Origin of the sequence: Vibrio ishigakensis (assembly GCF_024347675.1) — a bacterium.
Classification (GTDB): domain Bacteria; phylum Pseudomonadota; class Gammaproteobacteria; order Enterobacterales; family Vibrionaceae; genus Vibrio; species Vibrio ishigakensis.
The window spans coordinates 1,414,989-1,433,279 of sequence record NZ_AP024881.1; the positions used below are offsets into that span (position 1 = coordinate 1,414,989).

An 18,291-nucleotide genomic window follows, 5' to 3' on the forward strand; every position below is an offset into this window, starting at 1 on the left:
TGATCTAGAGGTTCTTCACCATATCTAGCGTAACTTCTTCTAAAGAAGCCAGCTTGTGATCGGCAATGCTCCATTGTGGTCTATCGATAAACGCGTTCTCTGGCACTACGATGGTTTTCATTCGAGCTGCTTTGGCTGCCATCAACCCAGTTAATGAATCTTCCAATGCCAGACACTCAGTAGGGGATACATGCAGAGCGTTTGCGGTATTGATATAAACTTCCGGGTGAGGTTTTCCATACTCTAGGGCTTCGGCCGATTGTACTGCATCGAAGTGGTTGGTGAGATCCAAAGCGTCTAGTGTTGCAACTATTAGCTTCATTGGTGAAGAGGAGGCAACAGCTAATTTCACATCTAGGGTTTTGAGTTCTCTGATCAGAGACTTTAGTCCTGCCATCGCAGGTTTGTGTGCTTTGATGAGCTCAATTACGCGATCGCTGATCTCTTCACAAACATCAAGTTGACTGATTCCAGTCCAAGGCTGCTTTGCATAATAGATTTCGACTATGTTATCGATGCGTACGCCTGTGGTGCCGATGGTATCTTGCTCGGTGAGGGATACACCATACTTTGGAAATATCTCTAATTGTGCCTGACGCCAGAACGGCTCGGAGTCGATCATTAAACCATCCATGTCAAAGATGACGGCTTTAAGCATTTGTATATCCTCGATAGAGTGGGCATATCGCTGATTGGTATCAGCATAAGGTTGCACTGTTACAATCAGTTTAACCCCTGAAGCATGAATGTATATGATCTGAGTCTAGAAAAATCAGTAGGTTATAGGGAGTGGGTTAAAAATACACACCACCTTAGCGCACTATAACTAAATAAAGTTAACTATGGTTTAAAACTCACAGACGAATTTAGTGGATACTTAACTTTATGATTCTATTAGATAAAAAAGAGGCTAAGTAGTTTATATCACTTAGCCCTATATGTTGAGGTTTGTTTATCTCGCTGCGAATTTAAGCTGTTCTTCAGGCTGTTGCCTGTGCATCCAAAGAAGTCGCATGCCTAGCAAAACAGCAGCAGTGGTAAGACCGAAGATGAAGCCATACCAGTAGCCGTATGCCCCCATAGGTTCCACAATCCAATCAGTGGAGCCCAGTATATAGCCTGATGGTAGGCCGATTACCCAGTAGGACAAGAAGGTGCGGTTAAAGATAGAGCGCATATCTTTATAGCCTCGAAGTGCACCTGCAGCGACTACTTGAACAGAGTCGCTAAATTGATACACCGCGGCGAACAGCAGCAGTTGTACTGATATCGCAGTCACTGCGCGGTTATCTGTATATAGGTCGGTTATTTGCTCTCTAAACAGCACGGTTATTACCGCGGTTACTGCGGCTAACCCAAGGCCTAACAATAACCCAACATGGGTTGAGATTTTCGCCCCCTCGGTATCCTCTTCACCAAGCTTATGGCCAACGCGAATACTCACCGCGTTACCAATACTCATAGGCAACATAAACACCATTGAGGAAACATTAATTGCTATTTGGTGAGCGGCAACCACGATAGGACCAAGAGGTGAGACTAATAACGCTACTACGGCAAACAGAGTCACTTCAAAGAAGATGGCCAGTGCTACTGGTAGGCCGAGTTTGAATAGGCGGATTTGGGCTTGCAACTTGGGTTTGTGCCAGGTTTTGAATAGACCTACTTTTTCGAGCTTCTTGGACGTCAGCGTGAAAAATAGCAGCATGCCAAACATCACCCAATAAACGATCGCTGTTGCGACGCCACATCCCATACCACCAAGAGCCGGAGCGCCCAATTTACCGTATACAAAAATGTAGTTAAGTGGGATGTTGATTAGAAGACCAAGGAAGCCAATCACCATGGCAGGCTTTGTCAGTGACATGCCATCGGTAAAACTACGCAAGGTTTGGAAGAATAAGAACGCTGGAATGGCTGGCAACATGGCATGCATATAGCCGATGGTGATTTCAGCCATTTTCGCATCGACGTCCATCATCCCAAGAATGTTTTTGGTTTGCAAAAGCACCAGTGCGATAGGGAAACCGATGAAAACAGCAAGCGCGCCCCCTTGCTGAATTTCGTTAGCGATCTTATGCTGATGTCCGCGGCCATTGAGCTGCGCCACAATAGGCACCAACGCCAGCAAGATCCCGATACCAAACAGGATAGAAGGCAGCCAAATACTCGAAGCGATCGCCACAGCGGCCATATCGGTTGCGCTAACGCCACCGGCCATGATGGTATCGACGACACCCATACCGGTTTGAGCGACTGAAGCGATAAGTACCGGGGTGGCGAGTTTGATAAGGCTTTTGGCTTCTTTCTTATATCGGTGCAATGTGGGATCCTGAGTGGAAAAATTGAGAGCGTGAATAGTAATTCAGCCGAGTACGAAAACCAACCAAAATCGAGAGGTATTTATGTTTACTGGTATTGTTCAAGGAATGGCTAAGGTCATTGATATTAAAAAGAAACAGGACTTTAGCACTCACGTTATTGAGCTGCCTGAACACCTCTCATCAGACATTAATCTTGGCGCCTCTATTGCCCATAATGGATGCTGTTTGACCGTAACCTCAGTGGAGGGAAGTGTCGTTACTTTTGACTTGATGAAAGCGACTTTGGATCTGACCAACTTAGGGGAGTTAACTGTTGGTGACTCGGTCAATATAGAGCGTGCGGCTCGATTTGGTGATGAGATAGGTGGCCACAACATGTCGGGTCATATTGTCTCTACAGTGAAAATCGTGGATGTGGTGACCTCGCCGAATAACAAGACCATCTGGTTTGAAGCACCAAGCGAGCAGATGCGATACATCTTACCGAAAGGCTATATTGGATTGGATGGCTGTTCTTTGACTATCGGTGAAGTGAAAGAGAATCGCTTCAGCGTAAACCTTATCCCAGAAACCTTAACACGTACCTTGTTTGGGCAAAGAAGCGTAGGGGACTTGGTAAACCTTGAGGTAGACCCTCAAACCCAAGCGATTGTGGATACTGTGGAGCGTGTTCTGGCGAATCGACTTTGATTTGGTTACCGCGTAACTAAAATATCTGTTCGTCGTCGGCGTCTATTGTTAATTCGACCTTATCGCGAACCTCATCCAGATACATATTCATGTGTATTGAATGACAACAGGCAGGGCAGTCATCGTAGAAATCTTGATTGCCTTGTGTTGTGTCGATTGCCACTGTGATGCTTTGTCCACAGTGCGGACAGGTAACGTGTCGTTCGGCATAGTCTTTCATTGTCTTGCTCCTATTGATGTTGCCATCAATCTAAGCGTACAGGCGGATCAACTTGTCGATGCGCACCTGTGCGTCTTGTAAATAGTGCCCGCCAAAGAGATTGCAGTGATTGAGTACGTGATAGAGGTTATAGATAGACTTGCGATCTTCATAGCCCGCTTTTATCGGTAACACACTCTGATAGCCCTCATAGAATGCTGGCGGAAAACCACCAAATAGTTCGGTCATCGCCAAATCACATTCACTGTCACCCCAGTAGCAGGCTGGGTCATAGCAGATGGGGCCGAAAGGCGACTCGGCGCAGTTGCCATACCAGATATCACCATGTAGTAGCGACGGCTTAGGCTTGTGACTAGCAAGGGCATACTTAACGCTATCTATGATCTCGTCGATATCCCCAAACTCTATACCTTTCTCTTTTAAAAGCTGTAATTGCCAACCTATGCGTTGCTCGGCAAAGAACTGACACCATTTCTTTTGCCAGCGGTTAGGTTGCAGGGTGCTGCCAATATAGTTGTCGTTATCGAAACCAAACTCTTTTTGATCGCCCCATAGATGAAGCTCAGCAAGTTGTTTGCCAAATTGATAACTGGATTTCTCTTCAGCGAGAGGACGTGTAGGGAGATAGTTGAGGATAAGAAAAGAAGCGTCCTTTGAACTGCCCAGATGAACAATCTCAGGAACGGTAACCGTATTGGAATCACGCAATTCCGCCAGAGCATCGACCTCTGCAGAAAAGTTGGAGAGAAATTCTTTGCCGTTAATCTTAACGAAGTAGCGCTGCTCTCCATCACTGATCATATAGCTCTCGCTGATATCGCCTGAGCTAATGCGAGTTTTCTCCATTATCTTGAATTCAAACATCAAGACATCTGAAAGCTGCTGTGATATCGCTTGCCACATCAAGTCGCCCTCATAATTGGTTACCGTATATAGTGTAGATTATGGCACCAAATCGGTGCCTAAAAATTGATCACGGCCTCACAGTACGCGTCTAGTTTGCCAATATGCGTCTGCCCAGTATGGGGAATCGAGACGAGAGATGATCACACCGCGCGAAGTCGAGGCGTGCATAAAGCTGTTGTCACCAATATAGATACCCACGTGCCGTACCTTTATGCCAGTTTTAAAGAAGACTAGGTCGCCAAACTCGCGGTTTTCATAATCAACAGACTCACCCATATCGCTTTGCATATCGGTAGTACGTGGCAGTGGGCGTTTAAACACCTCGTCGAACGCTATTTGCACGAACGCGGAACAATCCACTCCACGTAGGCTCTGTCCTCCTAAGCGATAAGGAGTGTTATGCCAGCGCTCATAAAACAGGAACAGTTGGTCTTTGTGTTGCGCCTGTTGCTTATTGAGTTCTGCCATGTTGACTCTGGCCTGTGGGTTTTCTTTGGGGCCAGAAGCGCACCCGGTGAGCGTCAATGCCAGCAACAAGGCGAATTGATATTTCATGAATCTTCCCTAAAAGGCTGGGTTAAGATCTTGTCTAAGCGCTGCTCATTGGGACAACGGAACTGATGAATGCCAATGTCCATATCTAGATGCCCCAATTTTGGTTGCTCGATGTAGGAACCGAACAAGCGATCCCATATCGCAAGACAAAACCCATAATTTGAATCGGTTTCAGCTCGAATTGTAGAGTGATGAACGCGGTGCATGTCAGGAGTAACCAAGAATTTACGAACCCAAGTATCAACTGCATAAGGAATGCGCATATTACTGTGATTAAACATAGCCGAGGCGTTTAGGATGATCTCAAAGGCAATCACAGCAACAGGTGGAACTCCAAGTATCACCACAGTTGCAATCTTGATAACCATAGACAGCCATATCTCGATAGGGTGAAAACGAGCCCCAGTAGTGACATCTATGTCTTGGTCTGAATGATGGGTTTTGTGCAAAGCCCAAAGAACAGGAATGGTGTGAAATAGCCTGTGCTGCCAATAGATGATCATATCCATAGCCAAAAGGCTGACAATCTTGGCTAGCCATAGAGGAAGTTCAATAATATGCAAAAGTCCAATCTGCTGGCTCTGCGCCCAGATTGCGGCTTCCAATGCCAGCAGTGGAAGTGTCAGTTGCAGGACAATTGAGTTAAAGCCAACAAGACTAAGATTATTCAGCCAGCGATACCATCGAGGCTCGGAAAGGGTGCGCCTAGGCACTATGATTTCTATCAGCATACAGATGAGAAGTACGCCAAGAAAAACGGTGAATCTGAGAAGGTTACTATCCATCTAACTTCTTCCAATAGAGTGACAATCGCCTAGCGGTCAATTATGCTTGCCCGCCTTAAAATAGCTTAACTAATTTATACGAAGGCAGCATTAATATGCGAATCCATGCGGTACATCGCTTGATTGAACAGCGACTGAATAATGCCACTAAACCCTTTAACGCAAGGGGAGCAAAAGTGGATCGCTGCAATAGATGCAGAGTCGCAAAAAAATACTGCCTATGTCAATTTCAGCCCGAGCCTTATCAGGGTTTTGCATCACTTATCTTGTACTCGGAAAACGAGGTACTTAAGCCAAGTAATACCGGGCGTTTAATCGCAGATATCTGTGAAGATACCTATGCCTTTCAATGGCACAGAACAGATAGACCTGCCGAATTAGAAAGTCTATTCAAATCAGATAAATATCAGCCAGTGCTGATTTTCCCTGAAAATTATCTTCTGGAGAGCAATTCGGTTATTCAGCCAAAACAGATAGCTACTTTGGAAAAAACGCCTTTATTTATCTTCTTAGACGCCAGTTGGCGCGAGGCTCGGCGCATCTATCGAAAATCTGAGTATCTGCAAAACATTCCATGTATCTCTATCAGTGAGAAGTCTATCTCTGACTATGTGATGCGAAAGGCGGTGCACGAGCAACAACTGGCTACCTGTGAGGTGGCAAGTATAGTTCTTGCCAACAGCGGCTTTATTGAGTCTAGTAGCACACTTGTTGAGTGGTTTGAGGTGGTGACGGAGAGCTATATGCTGACTAAAACTCAAGGCACTCGAGATTATACTAGACCTAAACTTCTAGGCTTCATTGACTGACTGATATCTATACGCTTGATTTCTCTCAACCCATTTTATGCGAGTCGTCACGGAAAGTAGGGGCGCATATCTGGATAATGCATTTTAATTCGCGGTTAAAAAGAATCCTGATTTTGGGGAGAGAATAATGTATTACGGCTTTGATGTCGGCGGCACTAAGATTGAATTTGGTGCGTTTAACGAGAAACTAGAGCGTCTAGCAACGGAACGCGTACCTACACCTGGTGATGACTACCAGAAACTAGTAGATACGCTAGCGGGTCTTGTAGAAAAGTACGACGCAGAGTTCGGTACTGAAGGTCATGTTGGCCTTGGTCTTCCTGGTATGGAAGATGCAGATGATGGCACGGTTCTTACGGTAAACGTTCCAGCAGCAAAGGGTAAGCCACTTCGTGCTGACCTAGAAGCTAAGATTGGTCGCCCAGTTAAGATTGAAAACGACGCTAACTGCTTTGCACTTTCTGAAGCTTGGGATGATGAACTTAAAGATGAGCCTTGCGTAATGGGTCTGATCCTAGGTACCGGTTTCGGTGGCGGTATCATCCATGATGGTAAAGCATACTCAGGTCGTAACCACGTCGCGGGTGAGCTTGGCCATACACGTCTTCCTATCGATGCTTGGTTCCACCTTGGTGAGAACGCACCTCTACTTGGCTGTGGTTGTGGTAAGAAGGGTTGTCTAGATAGCTATCTTTCTGGTCGTGGCTTCGAGCTTCTTTACGCTCACTACTATGAAGAGCAGAAGAAAGCGATCGATATCATCAATGCATACAACGAAGGCGAAGCTAAAGCTGTCGAGCACGTTGACCGCTTTATGGAGCTACTGGCTATCTGCTTTGCGGGCATCTTCACTGCATACGACCCAGATGTTGTTCCTCTAGGTGGTGGTCTATCAAACTTTGAGCTGATCTATGAAGAGATGCCAAAGCGTGTGCCTAAATACCTAATGTCTGTGGCTAAATGCCCTAAGATCATCAAAGCGAAACACGGTGACTCAGGCGGCGTTCGCGGTGCAGCTTTCTTGAATATCAAGTAAGCGTCAAAATTTTGAAAAAGGCGTTACAGATTTTGTCTGTAACGCCTTTTTTGTATTATTTATGAACGATGGCGTTTCAAAAAGGTGAACCAGAACGCTGTTTGCCAATTTTACCTACAAAAATCTTGGGGATTTTGGTATAAATCGCGCTTCAAATTTTCTTCCCTGCTGAGAAGCAGCGTACAGGAGACCTTTTAAATGAGACTTGCACACAAACGTAACGTTCAGAACAAACTACGTAAATTTGTGAAAGCTGCACCGGCGTCAGCCCGCCCAACTAAGGAAGTTGCAGTAGAGATCAAGGAAGTTAAAACTGAAACAGTTGTAGAGAACAAAGTAGAGATCGCTTTGACTCCTAAGCAACAACAAGTTCTAGACATCGTTGTTAAGAATGCTGAAGGCATAAACCCGAAAGGCATCGGCCTTGAAGCGGGTCAAGAAGACGCAAAAGCGGCATCTTGGGCAACTGGTGCACTTAAGAAGCTAGTAGAGCTTGAGCTAGTCGCTCGTGAGCAAATCGCTTCAAACAAAGTGCTATATAAAGCGCTGTAATTGCCAAATAAAACTTGTGTCTGAATGACATGAGTGTTGGAGATAAAACAAAGGGAAGCAGTTGCTTCCCTTTGTTGTTTTTACTTCTTACCGATTGGTCTATTTTCTTTCGGTTTTAGCGTGATTTTGCCAAAGCCGAGTTGCTTGAAGTAGTTATCTCTATAGTCTCGGGCGGCTTTTGTATCTGATACCGCTTCGATCTGCTGCTCCATTTTTAGGAACTCTTTAATATCAATCCCTTCAGCATCGGCAACCGCTTCGTGAATAGTGCGAAATTGCTGATAGGAGAACAGCAACTCTTTTTGCTGCTTCTTGTATGTGTATAAGATGATTCGAGCCATAGTCTTACCTTAAGAGGCATTAACCGCAATTCGCGGTGGGGTGATGCCATGTTTACGGAATTCTTTCATTACGCGCAGGGTAATGTCGGTTTCGAATAGTTTCTCATAGGCGGTATCCACAACGTAAGCCTTACAGGTCAATTGAATGGCTAAATAGTTGTCAGAAATGGTCTGTTTGACCAAAACAACAACAGGTTTCGGCAGATGGATATAGCGACTCGAGGATGCCGCTTCTTGGATCAGGTCACGAGCAAGGTCGATATCTTGTTCGATGCCGACGAAGAAGGGGATCACTACCTGCATATCCAACGCCCCGTAGTTACCACTGACGGTCACTTCATTCAGGAACTTGTTGTTTGGGATAGTGATGATGTCATCGTTCAGTGTGCGCATACGCACCGAGCGCAAACCGATAGTGATGATGTCGCCATAGTTGCCTTCAAAGGTAACTCGGTCACCAACCTGGAAAGGTCTATCGATCATCACAGTTAGGCCCGCGATGAAGGATGCCGCCAAGTCTTTCAGCGCAAAACCGACCGATACCGCCAGCGTACCACCGATAAGGGCGAGGATATGATCGTTAATTCGAAAACTGATCATAAACACTACTAGGCCGGCAGTGACATAGATGAAAAACTGGAAGAAAGACTGCGCCTTTTGCAACAGCATTCGATACTGCACAAACTGCGCACTGACGCTCTCTACAATAGAGTCGATAAATCTAAGCAGTACCCAAGTACAGGCGATAATAACGATAGAGAAGAGTACGCCGCCCCAGCGGATCAGGCTAGCAAACTCTTGGATAGAGTCGATATTTGGTACTTCTTCCACCGCCCAAGTTGGGGTGCTGAGTAGGGCGATAACAACAAATAATAAAATCTTCTGCATATTATTTTACCAATAGGTGCTGACGGTGAAGAACGTTTGTGATGTGACGGAACCAGTGATCCGAAATCTTAGCCTTGTCTTCATTCCACTCAATATAGCCGCGACTCTGGAAGTAACGCAGCGTGCCCAAGACCTCAGCATGAGAGAGCTGAGTACACTCTGATAGCTCTTCTTGGCTTGCCACTTCTAACTGCACGATAGAGCGAAGTACAGCTAGCATAGGCTTAGGCATAGACTCAAGCTCTTGAGACTCAGGCGCTCTGAAGAGCCTTACAACCACAGATTCGTCGTTCTTATTTCGACGTAGCGACAAACGGAAGAAGCGCAACGATACGGTAGGGTTACCGTCGGCATAGTGCCAAAGGATTCGATAGAAGCCCTTGCGAGCGCGTTCTTCTTCACTGATGTTTTCATGGTCCCACTGTTTAGGTACCACCAGTCCTTCAAAGGAGACGCGATTTTCTTCGCCTTGATTGATGCGAGACTCCAGCAGTTCAGCCACCTGTTGTTCATTCCAACGAGGCAGGAAGGTGACCCAGTCGAACAGCAGACGTTCCCCACGGGCTCGGTCTACAAATCGCCAACTCGCTTTCTCTACTGCCAATACAGCGCGGTGATTCTTCTTAGAACGACGTAGCAGGTTAGTGAACTTGATAAGACCGGTAAGACCACCCACCATAGGCTTAACAAGACGCTGACCATTATCAAGCGCGATCAGGTAGCTCTCTTCACTTTTGCGAAGATGGGTCAAGATCTGGATCTCGCCTGCATCACGCTCAAGACCAAGCTGCTCGGCAAACTCTTGGATAAGCTCGCTGTAACCTGCGTACGGGCAGTTAAGATAGATAGGTGTTGCGTTCTTAACCTTGTGCAGAAGCTGCTTAAGGAAGGTAGTTGTACCTATCCCACGTTCACCGGAAACCACACATACAGCGGGATTGTTGGAGAGCACATACTTTGAGATGTTCTTGAACTCATCGCGAGCATAATCAATCAAGGTGCTGTCTTCATGTCCTGGAGTAACGTACTGGAACGCCTCATCACCGCGAATGCGTACGAGATTCTGCGCCTGCGCTTCACTCTCATTCTGCTTCGCCACCTCAATCTTAAACAAGTAAGCAAGGCCTTGGCTAAAGAAGGTATAGGTTGAAAGCTTGCTTACCACCATACCTTGGCAGGTTACCACCATGATGTAGATGATGCCGATAACAGACGCTGGGATATTAAGTAGGAAAGTCTCTTTATTTCGCTCCGCCCAGGTTACCCATACAGGCTTCTCTTGCATCTTCTCCAGTCGGCGGAAGATGATAGGGCGCCATTTTTTGAGTACGCGAATAGAGATAAGGACAAACCAAACGAATACAAGGGTCGAGATCCAGTGATAGATGGTGCCTTTACCGACGGTGCGGTGGGAAATCTGCAGGATCACGCCCACTACGATAAAGCTCCACACATACCAACGTATGGTAGAAAGGCGCAGCGCTACTATCTCTTTCGATGAGCTTCGGCTGTTTCGATAGGCGAATTCGAGAATAAAGCTGATAGCGATTGAGCCACCTAATACCCACCAAGTGAAGATCTCGAGTACGATAAGCTGACTAAGGCTGGGTATGGTGGCTAATACCCGTAGCGATAGGGTGATGGCAATAAGCACCGCAATGGCGCGATTAGCCTTGCTGATATACCAAAGCAGACGAATCCATAGTGGCGGCTTTTGATTTAGCTCTAACTGAGTCTTTCTAAATACCTCAATCAGACGTTTGCTATTGGCTAGCCACCATGTCAGGGCAAAGTAGATAAACAATACCTTCAAGCCCGCCCAGATGACTGGAATAGGTGAAATAAAGATATCTTTGATAAGGCCCTTAAAACTGCGGATCTGCCAATGAACGAGAAACTCGCCGTTTAGCCTAGTGATATACCACTCTAGCTTGAACTGAGTTACGCCGGATGGACCAAAACCTGTCACCATATCGCGAGTGGAAGTGCGAGCTAGGTTGATCAGCTTCTCTTTACTGCCACCTAAGTGAGCTAGCGTTAGCCATGTCTTCTCAGCGATACGCCAGTTTTCTTCGGTAGAATCTTTTCGATACGCGCGCAACTCTGTAGCAAAACGCTCAGAGTCTTCGGCTTGCTCACGAATGACTGCATTGAGCAACTGATCTACCTTGGTTCTGTCATCGGCAGACATAAACAGTGGCTCAGGTATCTTTTCTATTTCCGACGCAATAGTAAGCGCAACTTCATCGACTTCTGGCTCGTCGTTGATGTCGTAGGTAAATTCTGCACGAACAGAAAATGAAACTAGAAATATGAAAAGAGAAATTAGCAGGTTTGATTGCAACTTTGCTCTCATGATTTTTTTAGGCCTGAATTTCATAAACATTGATTCAGATGCAAGTGTAGTGCAGAGAGTCACAATTCTGAAATTTTTTCAGCAAAAACAGAAAATTAGATGCAACTGATTTCGTTTGAATATGCGACTTGGCTCTCTTTATTAACCCAAAGAATGGGTGTTACTCTGGTGCTACAAATCTGAAACCTTGCTAGGAGGCGCGGGTGAATTTCCCTTATCGAAATATCGTAGTGTTAACAGGCGCAGGTATCTCTGCCGAGTCGGGAATTAAAACCTTTAGGGCTCAGGATGGGCTTTGGGAAAATCATCGCATCGAGGATGTGGCGACACCAGAAGGTTTTGCACGCGATCCAGACCTGGTTCAGTCTTTCTACAACAAGCGCCGCGAAAAACTGCAAACCCCTCAAGTTGAACCTAATCCAGCACACCTTGCTTTGGGTAGGCTCGAAAGAGAACTGGATGGTAAGGTGACTGTGGTTACGCAAAATATCGATAACCTGCACGAGCGTGGCGGGACACAGAATATTGTGCATATGCATGGTGAGCTATTAAAAGCTCGCTGTAGCGGTTCAGGGCAGGTGTTCGACCAAACTCAAGATATCAAAACTGGTGACCTGTGCCACTGCTGTCAAATCCCGCAACAGCTTCGTCCTCATATTGTTTGGTTCGGCGAGATGCCACTGCAATTGGATTACATCTACTCAGCAATACAAGAAGCAGACCTGTTTGTCTCTATCGGTACATCTGGTGTGGTGTATCCAGCAGCTGGGTTTGTGCATGAGGCGAGGTTATATGGCGCCCATACTATAGAAATTAATCTAGAGCCGAGCGCAGTAGAGACAGAATTTGCTGAAAAACGCTATGGACGCGCAGGCGCTGAAGTACCAAAGCTTGTGGACGAGTTACTCTGCCTGTAAACGAAGCTGGTTCTTAACTAAACGGAAGCTGCTTTCGTAGCTAAAGCGGTTGTTTGGCGTGGTTAGTTTGAACTGGCCTTGCTCAATCACTCGGTTTGGAATAACCACCAAAGTGTCATTGTCGATATCTAGCTCTTCAAGGTTAGGGGTTAAGCCTGTGTGTTTAGCCAATGCAAGCTGAGTTTCTTTACGAGTCAGATAATTCATCAACTCGTAGGCAAGCTCGTGATTCTCTGAGTGCTCTAGGATAGATAGGGCATACACATCTAAAATCGCACCTTCAGACGGCCATACCATATCGATATTTCCGCCTTCGATGTTCGCCTCATAAGCCTGTGCATTGGTTAACAGGCCAATAGACACACGACCTGATAGGAAGTGCATTTCAGGATCGTTATCTGCAAGGAAGGCAGTATTTGAAGCCAGCGACTCCAACCATTGGCGTGCTTCGTTCAATTCTTTCTGAGAAGCGTTGTTGATGGAATAACCAAGCTCCATCAAAGCAACGCTAAGCATAGACTGTGAGTCGTTTGGAAACATCAATTGCCCTGACCACTGTGCATCCAGTAGATCCGACCAACTCGTTACCATGGATGCTGGAAGCATATCCGCATTGGTAGCAACACCCATGCCTTCAATAAGAAGAGGCACAGAGTATTGGTTGTATGGCGCAAGGTTCGTACCCGCCAATTCTTGTTTAAACTCTTGTTTATGAGTCAACTTCTCTGGTTGGATTGGCTGAAAATAGTGTTCAATCGTACTTTGACCTGGATAAAAGCTGTATGGCAGGATCACTAGGTCTACGCTATTTACCGCTTCACTGGTCTGTCTTGGATCGCGCACATTGTTATACACATGCTGCTCAACCTGAATGCCAGTTTCAGAGGTAAACTGGTGCAGTATCTTGACTGGAACTAGATTGTTAGGGGCGTACAAGGTGATGGATAGAGTTTCAACTTGATTCTCCGTTGCTTCCTCAGCGTTCACTTCTTCAAATTGTGAGGTGATCTCTTCTGCAGATAGCTGAAATGCGGCCAGTGATGCGGCAATAGCAAGGGTAGGGATCAGACGTACAGCGTTTGTCATTGTTGCTTTTATAAACTCAAATCGGATCAAAATGTGATGTAGCTCAGAATTATATCCAATAAAAGTTTGAAATGCACCTCTGATGTTACGATTTCGACACATCATATGTAACGAATTCGTTGCAACGCAAGGTGGCAAAAGGGATACACCTTACTCTCGATAGTGGGTATACTTGCGCGAGCCGAATTTCTTTATGTAGCAAGGACATTTACAGATACATGAGTAACCCGATAGAAAAAGATTTTAATCTAGGCGGCAGTGTTGATAAGGCATTGGCGGGCGATTTTGAACTGAAATCTTTAGATGTAATTCGCGAAGCATGGCAACTTACCATGCAAAACCTACTGCGTTTCTCACCTGCAGTGCTTATCTTGATCGGGATCCAAGCCGTCATCTTCTTCTTTGCGCTTAAGATGCAAGTTGGAGATCTTTCAAATGTCTTGAATATGTTCCAAGACCCAGAGACGTTAGACCCATCTATTTTCCAATCTATCTTTGTGGCTAACTTTAGCTACGAGGTGATCACAGCGCCTATCTACGCGGGCATTGCTATGATGGCAATGAGCCATGCGGCTGGTCTTAAGACTGAGACTCGCCACATTACTAAAGGGCTTAGCTTTACTGTTCCGGTCATTCTGGTTGCGATGATCAACCTGCTTCTACAAGCGGTTGCCGGTGCTATCTTCCCGTTCTTGTCTTTCTATCTGTCTATTGCGTTTAGTAATGCCATCTTGCTTGTATGTGAGAAGCGCATGACACCAATGAACGCGCTATGGACATCACTACGTGGGGTAAACAAGCGCCTATTTGCTGTGGCGACTATCTACCTTGTGGCTATGCTGATGTTCTTCGCTGGCCTAATGATGTATGGCCTTGGCCTTATCATTGCTGTGCCATTCTTCTTCCACGTGAAGGGCATTATCTATCGCAATATGTTTGGTATTCGCCTTCAGATTGTAGCGAAAGGGCCATCAAGCTCTGATGATTCAAACAACGACTCTGGTTCTACTCCTGAAGAAAAACCACAAGACAAGCCTGAAGAAGATAACAACCATCGTCCAGGTTCGAATACCTTTGACGCATAAGGCAGTGAAATGAAAAAGATGTTAGTAGCGGCTGGGATTGCCGCTCTATGTGCAACCTCTGTTGCTCACGCTGAAGAGTATATGTTTACCTACAGCAAGCTGTACTCTCCTTTAAAACACAACCTTAAACAGCCGGATTCCGATGTTAAGGTCGGTTTGTTCTTTACTGATTTTGCTACCAAACAGCCGTGCTCAATTAAAAAGGCGTGGATGGAGAAAGAAGAGCACTACGAAGAGCTAAAGATTGCTGATAACGGTGAAGTAAACGTTCCTTTAGACAGCAATCTGCGCAGCGCGAACCCACTGGTCTATATCGTGACTCAAGGAGAGGCCCGTTGTGATTACTCTTTGGTGGTACTTTCTAAGGAGTCTTGGCAAGGAAATATAGATAAACAAACTCTTGAGACCAGCACAGAGCAGATGGATGACATGTTAGGAAACTTGGGTGGCATGTTCTCATCTTGGTTCACTCCAGAGATTTCTGGTGTGACCCTAGAGTTTAAGCCTGGCTCAATTCAGAATATCTCACTGTCTAACGGTAAGCTGATAGATGTGGATGAGTATGGTAAAGCTATCCTGATGTTGAGTGATTTAAGTGACGGGGTCACAGCTAATATTTCTCAGCCAACTCAACGAGTTATGCCATATATTCAGAAATAAAAAAGAGGACCTAGGTCCTCTTTTTTATGCTTAGATGTTAGTCACATCTAACTGAAGCTTAGGGTCAAACTCGACTGCTTCGCTGGTCGATACCTCTGGCATCTCTTCTTTATCGAAACCAATATCACCGCCGTTGATCACGCCTGAATCTTTATCTACCGATTTAAAGTCAAACAACTCGAAGTCCGCTAGGTGGCTTGGCACAACGTTTTGCATCGCGCGGAACATTGTCTCGATACGACCTGGGAATTGCTTGTCCCAGCCATTTAGCATCTGTTTGATGTTTTGACGCTGCAGGTTTGGCTGAGAACCGCATAGGTTACAAGGAATGATTGGGTATTCACGCATCTCAGCGTACTTGATGATGTCTTTCTCACGGCAATACGCTAGTGGGCGAATTACTACGTGCTCGCCGTTATCTGAAACTAGCTTAGGTGGCATAGCCTTCATCTTGCCGCCATGGAACATGTTTAAGAACAGGGTCTCGATGATGTCATCTCTATGGTGGCCAAGAGCGATCTTAGTTGCGCCTAGCTCTTTTGCAGTGCGATACAAGATGCCGCGACGCAAACGAGAACATAGAGAGCAGGTTGTCTTGCCTTCAGGGATCTTGTCTTGAACGATGGAGTAGGTGTCTTCTTCTACAATCTTGTATTCAACACCAAGACTTTCTAGATATTCAGGCAGGATGTGGCCAGGGAAGCCAGGTTGTTTTTGGTCTAGGTTTACCGCAACCAAGGAGAAATCAATCGGTGCGCTCTTTTGTAGGCTCATCAAGATCTCAAGCATGGTAAAGCTGTCTTTACCACCAGACAGACACACCATAATGCGGTCACCTTCTTCAATCATATTGAAATCGGCAATGGCATTACCTGTGTTACGACGCAATCGCTTTTGTAACTTGTTTAAGTTGTATTGCTGCGCCTTGGTGCGCTCTTGAACTTGTTCGCTCATACTGCTTCCGGTTAATGGTTAAACTTTCGGGAGAGGTATGATACGGATATTCCCATCAGATTCCAGTGAAAAAGATTGCTGGCGTTTATGAGAGGCAAAAAAATAGCGGTGAAACACCGCTATTTTCGAGGGTTTTATGGCTACTCGCCGTTAGGGTCGAGTGGACTGATATAGCCACTTGGTTTTAACGCTAGAACGTCACAGTTGATCTTATCTATGATGTTCTCGGCTGTATTGCCCAAAAATACTGCTGATAAACCGGTACGACCTGAAGTACCAAGCACAACTAACCCAGCGTTTAGGTCTTCTACCGCTTTAGGGATCACATCTTGAGGTAAGCCTTGTTCAACTATGGTTTGCTCTTCATCGATACCATACTCTTGGCGAAGGGCCTTCATACTTTTTAAGTGATGCCCGCGAACTGAATCTGAGTAAATCGTTGGGTCGAATTCTGGAAGCTCGACAGTGATGTTTGGCGGTGTGATTGGGTAGGAGTTTACTAGGTGCGGGGTCGCATTCAGGCGCTCTGCAAGATCGAGTGTCTTACGCACCATTCTATGGTTAAGGTCTAGGTGATGTTCGTTTTCAGAACCCACGTGTACCGAAGCAACGATATGACCGTGCTCTGGGAAATCATGGTCTTTTACCAGAAGCACAGCGCAAGGGCACTTACGAAGGAGGTGCCAGTCGGTAGGGGTGAAGAGTACCGATTCAAGTACGTCGTGTTTACGAGTGGTTTTCACTACAAGCTCAAAGTCTTGCGCGAACACTTCACTGATAATGGCTTCGTAAGGACGGTTATGCCAAACCACCTTGATATCTAACTCGATATCGTCATCGTGATAAGGGGCGGCAACCTCTTTCATCCACTGCTCGCGCTGATGAATCACGCCAGCCCGCATTGCATCACGCTCATCGGATGAAAGCATGGAGGTCATTTCATAAGAAAAATCGTATATGGCAAGGAAGAAGGTAATTTTGCATGGCGATTTACTTTTTCTTCCGATTTGCATGGCTCGAGCCAGTGCTGGCTGCTGCTCTGCATCGATATTGGCAACAACCAAGATGTTGTTGTAAATACTCATAGACCACCTTTATCTCATTTAATTAGATTACAAGACTCAATATAGCTCGAAAAAATGACTCGAGTTTGATGGAATCTTAATTCTAAGATTAGACGAAAAATTGGTGGTTTATTAGTAATTTAGAAGAATTAGAGTGGGGATTTTGAAGTGACTCAAAAAGAGCCACTTCAGGAGGTAGTTTTATTCGCAACGAGCCGCGCCAGCAAGTTTAGCTAGGGCATCATGGTCGTTGATGGTGATGTATTTACCTTTAACTGACAGGATGTCAGACTTTTGGAAACGACCCAATAGGCGGCTGATGGTTTCAACCGTAAGACCTAGGTAGTTACCGATATCACCACGCGTCATAGTCAAACGGAACTCACGCGGGCTGAAACCACGCTGAGAGAAACGCTCAGACAGGTTGTACAGGAATGCCGCTAGACGCTCTTCAGCGTTCTTCTTCGACAGAAGCAAGATCATGTCTTGGTCGCCTTTGATTTCGCTACTCATAAGACGCATGATTTGCTGACGAAGTTTAGGCATTTTGCCTGACAGGTCATCAAGGATTTCGTACGGGATCTCACAAACCATAGAAGTTTCAAGCGCTTGCGCGAAACTAGGGTGGGCGTGAGAGTTAATTGCATCAAAACCAACTAGGTCACCAGCTAGGTGGAATGCAGTGATTTGTTCGTCGCCTTGTTCCGTAATGGTGTAGCTTTTTATCGTCCCTGAGCGGATAGCATACAACGATTTAAGCTCGTCCCCAGCTTTGAATAGCTCTTGACCCTTTTGAATTGGCTTCTTACGCTCAATGATCTGATCTAGTTGGTCAAGTTCATTGTCGTTAAGGGTAAAAGGAATACACAGTTGTGAAATACTGCAGTCTTGGCAGTGAATTGCACAACCACCTGACTGAACACGCTTAGCTGTAGACTTCTCAGTAGTGATAATCATAGGATCTCAAAATGGCTCAACTTGATTTACGTCAATATTCTACCATTTCCGGATATGAAAAGGTAGCTCAATAAATTTGAGTTATATCAGATATTTAGTATAAGTA

General features: G+C 45.6%; 20 protein-coding genes. 7 read left to right on the plus strand and 13 right to left on the minus strand.

Features of this window, described 5'->3' with window-relative positions:
* Nucleotides 1-4 precede the first annotated feature (4 nt).
* Nucleotides 5-658 carry a hexitol phosphatase HxpB gene (gene hxpB / locus Pcarn_RS06420; RefSeq protein WP_261835556.1) on the minus strand — a complete coding sequence of 218 codons (654 nt, stop codon included), beginning with the start codon at nucleotides 656-658 and terminating at the stop codon, nucleotides 5-7.
* Between the two features lie 294 nt (nucleotides 659-952).
* Nucleotides 953-2,323 (minus strand): MATE family efflux transporter, encoded by a 1,371-nt coding sequence (locus Pcarn_RS06425; protein WP_261835557.1) that lies wholly within the window; start codon nucleotides 2,321-2,323, stop codon nucleotides 953-955.
* Between the two features lie 82 nt (nucleotides 2,324-2,405).
* Here Pcarn_RS06425 and Pcarn_RS06430 point away from each other — a divergent pair, with 82 nt between their 5' ends.
* Nucleotides 2,406-3,014, plus strand: a complete 609-nt coding sequence (locus Pcarn_RS06430) for a riboflavin synthase subunit alpha (RefSeq protein WP_261835558.1) — start codon at nucleotides 2,406-2,408, stop codon at nucleotides 3,012-3,014.
* A gap of 16 nt (nucleotides 3,015-3,030) precedes the next feature.
* On the opposite strand, the gene Pcarn_RS06435 is transcribed toward Pcarn_RS06430, so the two are convergent.
* The 4 genes from Pcarn_RS06435 to Pcarn_RS06450 form a co-directional block, all read right to left on the minus strand.
* Nucleotides 3,031-3,234 (minus strand): CPXCG motif-containing cysteine-rich protein, encoded by a 204-nt coding sequence (locus Pcarn_RS06435; RefSeq protein ID WP_261835559.1) that lies wholly within the window; start codon nucleotides 3,232-3,234, stop codon nucleotides 3,031-3,033.
* Nucleotides 3,235-3,264: 30 nt separating this feature from the next.
* Nucleotides 3,265-4,137, minus strand: a complete 873-nt coding sequence (locus tag Pcarn_RS06440; protein ID WP_261835560.1) for a fructosamine kinase family protein — start codon at nucleotides 4,135-4,137, stop codon at nucleotides 3,265-3,267.
* Nucleotides 4,138-4,215: 78 nt separating this feature from the next.
* Nucleotides 4,216-4,695, minus strand: coding sequence for an NlpC/P60 family protein (locus Pcarn_RS06445; RefSeq protein ID WP_261835561.1), 480 nt, complete (start codon nucleotides 4,693-4,695; stop codon nucleotides 4,216-4,218).
* Nucleotides 4,692-5,480, minus strand: a complete 789-nt coding sequence (locus Pcarn_RS06450) for a sterol desaturase family protein (RefSeq protein ID WP_261835562.1) — start codon at nucleotides 5,478-5,480, stop codon at nucleotides 4,692-4,694. Before Pcarn_RS06450 ends, Pcarn_RS06445 begins: the two co-directional genes overlap by 4 nt.
* Nucleotides 5,481-5,575: 95 nt before the next feature.
* Here Pcarn_RS06450 and Pcarn_RS06455 point away from each other — a divergent pair, with 95 nt between their 5' ends.
* The 3 genes from Pcarn_RS06455 to Pcarn_RS06465 all read left to right on the plus strand — a co-directional run bounded on the left by Pcarn_RS06455 (nucleotide 5,576) and on the right by Pcarn_RS06465 (nucleotide 7,877).
* Nucleotides 5,576-6,289 carry a tRNA-uridine aminocarboxypropyltransferase gene (locus Pcarn_RS06455; protein ID WP_261835563.1) on the plus strand — a complete coding sequence of 238 codons (714 nt, stop codon included), beginning with the start codon at nucleotides 5,576-5,578 and terminating at the stop codon, nucleotides 6,287-6,289.
* Between the two features lie 127 nt (nucleotides 6,290-6,416).
* A complete protein-coding gene (nagK, locus tag Pcarn_RS06460) occupies nucleotides 6,417-7,325 on the plus strand; it encodes an N-acetylglucosamine kinase (RefSeq protein ID WP_261835564.1) in 909 nt (302 codons plus the stop codon).
* Between the two features lie 198 nt (nucleotides 7,326-7,523).
* A complete protein-coding gene (locus Pcarn_RS06465; protein ID WP_261835565.1) occupies nucleotides 7,524-7,877 on the plus strand; it encodes a MarR family transcriptional regulator in 354 nt (117 codons plus the stop codon).
* Between the two features lie 80 nt (nucleotides 7,878-7,957).
* Here the strand turns inward: Pcarn_RS06465 and Pcarn_RS06470 are convergent, their stop codons facing one another.
* Genes Pcarn_RS06470 through Pcarn_RS06480 form a run of 3 tightly spaced genes read right to left on the minus strand, consistent with a single transcriptional unit; the run spans nucleotide 7,958 to nucleotide 11,450 of the window.
* Nucleotides 7,958-8,218: a DUF2960 domain-containing protein gene (locus Pcarn_RS06470; RefSeq protein WP_261835566.1), complete on the minus strand. Its 261-nt coding sequence runs from the start codon at nucleotides 8,216-8,218 to the stop codon at nucleotides 7,958-7,960.
* A 9-nt stretch (nucleotides 8,219-8,227) separates the two neighbouring features.
* Nucleotides 8,228-9,106, minus strand: coding sequence for a mechanosensitive ion channel family protein (locus tag Pcarn_RS06475; protein WP_261835567.1), 879 nt, complete (start codon nucleotides 9,104-9,106; stop codon nucleotides 8,228-8,230).
* A gap of 1 nt (nucleotide 9,107) precedes the next feature.
* Nucleotides 9,108-11,450 (minus strand): AAA family ATPase, encoded by a 2,343-nt coding sequence (locus Pcarn_RS06480; RefSeq protein WP_390904475.1) that lies wholly within the window; start codon nucleotides 11,448-11,450, stop codon nucleotides 9,108-9,110.
* Nucleotides 11,451-11,665: 215 nt separating this feature from the next.
* Here Pcarn_RS06480 and cobB point away from each other — a divergent pair, with 215 nt between their 5' ends.
* Nucleotides 11,666-12,379, plus strand: a complete 714-nt coding sequence (gene cobB, locus Pcarn_RS06485; RefSeq protein WP_261835569.1) for a Sir2 family NAD+-dependent deacetylase — start codon at nucleotides 11,666-11,668, stop codon at nucleotides 12,377-12,379.
* Here cobB and Pcarn_RS06490 read toward each other — a convergent pair.
* Entirely contained in the window at nucleotides 12,365-13,465 is a 1,101-nt protein-coding gene (locus Pcarn_RS06490; RefSeq protein ID WP_261835570.1) for an extracellular solute-binding protein, read from the minus strand. The genes cobB and Pcarn_RS06490 overlap by 15 nt on opposite strands.
* A 218-nt stretch (nucleotides 13,466-13,683) precedes the next feature.
* On the opposite strand from Pcarn_RS06490, the gene Pcarn_RS06495 reads away from it, so the two are divergent.
* Entirely contained in the window at nucleotides 13,684-14,550 is an 867-nt protein-coding gene (locus Pcarn_RS06495; protein ID WP_261835571.1) for a DUF2189 domain-containing protein, read from the plus strand.
* 9 nt (nucleotides 14,551-14,559) lie between these two features.
* Nucleotides 14,560-15,210, plus strand: a complete 651-nt coding sequence (locus Pcarn_RS06500) for a DUF2987 domain-containing protein (protein ID WP_261835572.1) — start codon at nucleotides 14,560-14,562, stop codon at nucleotides 15,208-15,210.
* Between the two features lie 30 nt (nucleotides 15,211-15,240).
* On the opposite strand, the gene ttcA is transcribed toward Pcarn_RS06500, so the two are convergent.
* The 3 genes from ttcA to Pcarn_RS06515 form a co-directional block, all read right to left on the minus strand.
* On the minus strand, nucleotides 15,241-16,164 hold the full coding sequence (gene ttcA, locus Pcarn_RS06505; RefSeq protein ID WP_261835573.1) for a tRNA 2-thiocytidine(32) synthetase TtcA: 924 nt from the start codon (nucleotides 16,162-16,164) through the stop codon (nucleotides 15,241-15,243).
* 140 nt (nucleotides 16,165-16,304) lie between these two features.
* Entirely contained in the window at nucleotides 16,305-17,249 is a 945-nt protein-coding gene (uspE, locus tag Pcarn_RS06510) for a universal stress protein UspE (protein ID WP_261835574.1), read from the minus strand.
* Nucleotides 17,250-17,429: 180 nt separating this feature from the next.
* Complete coding sequence (locus Pcarn_RS06515; protein ID WP_390904476.1) at nucleotides 17,430-18,185, minus strand: FNR family transcription factor; 756 nt, start codon at nucleotides 18,183-18,185, stop codon at nucleotides 17,430-17,432.
* Nucleotides 18,186-18,291 lie beyond the last annotated feature (106 nt).